Raw genomic sequence first — 3,230 nt, 5'->3', positions numbered from 1 at the left:
TTCATGAACGTACTGCTCCAACACTGTCGCGAAACTTCGCCCCTCTATGCGGGCTGGTCGATGAGGTCAATTGCGATGCGGATCAGCGAGTGTATTCACGATACCAGGTAACAAATCGGGGTATGCCGGTGTCGATTGAGGTGGATGGTGCATATCCCAGATCATGGGCGATCGCATTGATATCGGCATATGTTTCATAGACATCGCCGGGCTGCATCGGCAGGAGGTTGCGGATCGCGCGCTCACCGCACGCTGATTCAAGCACCTCAATCATCCGCGCCAAAGGTTCAGGCTGGTTGTTGCCGATATTGTAGATGGTGTGCGGACTGATGCTGCCCCCCGGCTTGGCCATGCCATCGTCGGCTGCCGGGTGGTCGAGCGCGGCGATCACCCCGGCAACGATATCATCAATGTAGGTGAAATCGCGGCGCATATCGCCATGATTGAAAACGTCGATCGGCTTGCGCTGCAAAATGGCAGCGGTGAATTTCCACAGCGCCATATCGGGCCGTCCCCATGGGCCGTAGACGGTGAAGAAGCGCAAGCCCGTGAGCGGCACGCGGTAGAGATGCGCGTAGGTTTCGCTCATGAGTTCATCCGCTTTTTTGGTCGCGGCATAGAGCGAGACTGGGTGATCAACCCGGGCATTGACGCTGAACGGGCTTGTCGCGGAATTGCCGTAGACCGACGAGGACGATGCATAGACACAATGCGCTACCTGCCGATGCCGCGCCAGTTCAAGCAGGTTGAGATGCCCCACCAGATTGGACTGCACATAGGCGCGGGGGTTGACGATGCTGTAGCGCACGCCTGCCTGCGCTCCGAGATGCACGATCCGGTCGATATCATAAGGCTTCAGCGCCGCATCAAGCGCTTCATGATCGGCAAAATCGAGTGCATGGAAATCGAAGCGGCCATGGTTGAGCTGAGCCAGGTCCGCAAGCCGTGCGTGTTTCAATGCCGGGTCGTAATAGGGATTGAGGTTGTCGATGCCGATGACATGTTCGCCGCGCGCCAGCAGTGCCCGCGTGGTTGCATGGCCGATGAACCCGGCTGCTCCTGTAACCAGAATTGCCATGCCAAATGCCCTAGCTGGTCAACCGACGAGGCGCAAATGCCCGGGCGTCGGTGATGCGGCAGGCTGATCGGGCCAGATGCCGCGCGTGTCATAAACAATCTTGCCAGCACGCTCGGCCAGCGGGATCGACTTGAACACATCGTGATCGACCAGCACGATGAACATGTCACAGCTTTCAATAGCGTCATCCAGATCGATCAGGCTGCAGCCCAGATCAGCATAGGAGGCAGGCAGCTGCTCCGCAAAGGGTTCAACGATCGCAATTCGCTTGCCGAACTGCTGCGCCAGCGCCAGCGCCACTTTGTTGGCAGGGCTTTCCCGGAAATCGTCAATGTTCGCCTTGAACGCGAGGCCAAGGCAGGCGACGCGTGACGGCTTGTGCGCCTCGATCATCGCGCCGGCCTTGGCCAGCACATGGTCAATCTTGCCATCGTTGACGCCGCGCGCGGTGCGGATCAGCGGTGTTTCATCAGGCGCGCCATGGATGATGAACCAAGGGTCGACCGCAATGCAATGCCCGCCGACACCGGGGCCTGGTTGCAGGATATTGACGCGCGGGTGGCGGTTGGCGAGGCGGATCACCTCCCATACGTCGAGCCCCATCTTGTCTGCGACGATCGACAGTTCGTTTGCAAAGGCGATGTTGACATCGCGAAACGCGTTCTCGACCAGCTTGGTCATCTCGGCCGAACGCGCATCGGTGGTCACGCATTCTCCACGCACAAAGCGCTTGTAAAAGCCCAGTGCCTTGCGCGCGCAGCGCGGGGTGATGCCGCCGATCGAACGATCATTGTTGGTCAGTTCCTCAAGAATGCGCCCCGGAAGAACGCGCTCGGGGCAATAGGCAATCGCAATGTCGGGAATATCGCTGGTCAACCCTGGAATCTTGAGGTCAGGACGCAGCCGGGCAATCAGGTCACGCAGCTGCTCGGTCGTACCGACAGGTGATGTCGATTCGAGAATGATGCAGTCGCCGGGCTTCACCACCGCGGCGATCGTGCTGGCGGCCTGCAGCACATAGCTGATATCGGGCGCGTGCTGATCATCGAACGGCGTGGGAACCGCGATGACGAAAATATCGGCGGGCTCGATGCTGAGCGAGGTGCGCAACATGCCCCGCCCGACGACCCCCTGGACCAAACCGTCCAGATCGACCTCCTCTATGTGGATGCGGCCTTCGGCGATTGTTTGTACGACGTGTTCGCTGACATCGACACCCAGTACCCGGCATCCCGACCGGGCGATGATCGCGGCTGTCGGCAGGCCGATATAGCCCAGCCCCAGCACGCAAACTTCGGGTTTTTTATCAGACAGCATCAGTGAGGCTCCGGCTTTGAGAGGACCTACACCTGCTCAGGCATGGCGGGCAAGGCATGACACAGGTTTGCACCGCGCAAGTTAAAATACCGGTAAGCCATCGTCGGCGCAGCAGGAAGAATTATGTGATGTCCGCTGCTGGCGGTAGCAACCAAGCGCCATGCTCAAGCCGCAGCAGCAATCGACGCCATACCCGACCGATGCGATGAATAAAAAAGGCGGCCTGTTGGCCGCCTTCTTTAACTGATGTCAATCAGCGTGTGTCAATCACGGGCTGCTGGGTTCATCGTCATCGGCGATGATGATGATGCCGCCGATGACAGCTGCGGCTGCAACCACGCCGATGATGATGCCGGTGGAGCCTTCAGCTTCACTGTCTTCTGCATCAACACTTGCGGTGCGAAGCTGGCCAGATGTCGCCTGCGCGAGAACCGGGGCCCCGGCGAGCGATGCCAACGCGGCAACTGCCAACACTGATTTTGTAATCTTCATTAGATAAACCTTTCGGATCGCATTCAATCGAGCATATGGCACACAACGAATTATATTGCAACTGCGAAGGCGAGCTGTCGCATTATTTTTTTGCTCGGCAGGAACGGACACGATCGGGCCACCTGATTGCCAATGTTTCAACGATCGCATCGGTGCAAATACGTTATTTTTTCAACGAACATCGGGGTACATGTCCTTTAGACGGTGTCGCAGGCCGAATGTCCAAGCCAACCCCACCTTGAGGTAAATGTAGTTCGCCTTCAGCGGCCCCCAGGCGGCGATGCGGCGGTCCGATGTGATCACCGGCTTGCGTGTCATCTTCAGCTTGCCGATTCGCGCAAAG

General features: G+C 58.4%; 3 protein-coding genes. All 3 read right to left on the bottom strand.

The features are described 5' to 3' along the window. Positions 1-82: 82 nt before the first annotated feature. The 3 genes from ACEW8G_RS03880 to ACEW8G_RS03870 all read right to left on the bottom strand — a co-directional run bounded on the left by ACEW8G_RS03880 (position 83) and on the right by ACEW8G_RS03870 (position 2,887). Positions 83-1,078, bottom strand: a complete 996-nt coding sequence (locus ACEW8G_RS03880) for an NAD-dependent epimerase/dehydratase family protein (RefSeq protein ID WP_373487133.1) — start codon at positions 1,076-1,078, stop codon at positions 83-85. An 18-nt stretch (positions 1,079-1,096) separates the two neighbouring features. Next, entirely contained in the window at positions 1,097-2,395 is a 1,299-nt protein-coding gene (wecC, locus tag ACEW8G_RS03875) for a UDP-N-acetyl-D-mannosamine dehydrogenase (protein ID WP_373487132.1), read from the bottom strand. Between the two features lie 267 nt (positions 2,396-2,662). After that, positions 2,663-2,887, bottom strand: a complete 225-nt coding sequence (locus ACEW8G_RS03870; RefSeq protein ID WP_373487131.1) for a hypothetical protein — start codon at positions 2,885-2,887, stop codon at positions 2,663-2,665. Positions 2,888-3,230 lie beyond the last annotated feature (343 nt).

The organism is Blastomonas sp., assembly GCF_041747255.1.
Classification (GTDB): Bacteria; Pseudomonadota; Alphaproteobacteria; order Sphingomonadales; family Sphingomonadaceae; genus Blastomonas.
This window is presented reverse-complemented; position numbering and strand designations above follow the sequence as displayed.

Bases quoted from the DNA above. Each gene is read 5' to 3' on its own strand.
- ACEW8G_RS03870 (WP_373487131.1), bottom strand. From the start codon at position 2,887: ATGAAGATTACAAAATCAGTGTTGGCAGTTGCCGCGTTGGCATCGCTC.
- ACEW8G_RS03880 (WP_373487133.1), bottom strand. From the start codon at position 1,078: ATGGCAATTCTGGTTACAGGAGCAGCCGGGTTCATCGGCCATGCAACC.
- wecC (WP_373487132.1), bottom strand. From the start codon at position 2,395: ATGCTGTCTGATAAAAAACCCGAAGTTTGCGTGCTGGGGCTGGGCTAT.